Origin of the sequence: Flavobacterium tibetense, assembly GCF_003293845.1 — a bacterium.
Lineage (GTDB): Bacteria > Bacteroidota > Bacteroidia > Flavobacteriales > Flavobacteriaceae > Flavobacterium > Flavobacterium tibetense.
In genome coordinates, this window is sequence record NZ_QLST01000051.1 from 1 (window position 1) to 817 (window position 817).

Genomic DNA, 817 nt, shown 5'->3' on the forward strand with positions numbered 1-817 from the left:
AAAGTTGCTGTTCAGTACTTTACAAAAGCTGCAAATCCCGACAATTATATTTATCAATAAGATTGACCGTGCCGGTGTGAATTTGGAGCGTTTGTATATGGATATAAAAACAAATCTGTCGCAAGATGTCCTGTTTATGCAAACTGTTGTCGATGGATCGGTTTATCCGGTTTGCTCCCAAACATATATAAAGGAAGAATACAAAGAATTTGTATGCAACCATGACGACGATATATTAGAACGATATTTGGCGGATAGCGAAATTTCACCGGCTGATTATTGGAATACGATAATCGCTCTTGTGGCAAAAGCCAAAGTCTATCCGGTGCTACATGGATCAGCAATGTTCAATATCGGTATCAATGAGTTGTTGGACGCCATTTCTTCTTTTATACTTCCTCCGGCATCAGTCTCAAACAGACTTTCAGCTTATCTCTATAAGATAGAGCATGACCCCAAAGGGCATAAAAGAAGTTTTCTTAAAATAATTGACGGAAGTCTGAGACTTCGAGACGTTGTAAGAATCAACGATTCGGAAAAATTCATCAAGATTAAAAATCTAAAGACTATTTATCAGGGCAGAGAGATAAATGTTGATGAAGTGGGTGCCAATGATATCGCGATTGTAGAAGATATAGAAGATTTTCGAATCGGAGATTATTTAGGTGCTAAACCTTGTTTGATTCAAGGATTATCTCATCAGCATCCCGCTCTCAAATCCTCCGTCCGGCCAAATAAGCCCGAAGAGAGAAGCAAGGTGATATCCGCTCTGAATACATTGTGGATTGAAGACCCGTCTTTGTCCTTTTCCATAAAC

Annotated in this window: 1 protein-coding gene; it reads left to right on the plus strand. The window is 38.9% G+C overall.

Going from position 1 to position 817, the window contains the following annotated elements; translation table 11 throughout:
- Window positions 1-817 (plus strand): GTP-binding protein (locus tag DPN68_RS13055; protein ID WP_239987145.1); only part of this gene is annotated, 817 nt, incomplete at both ends.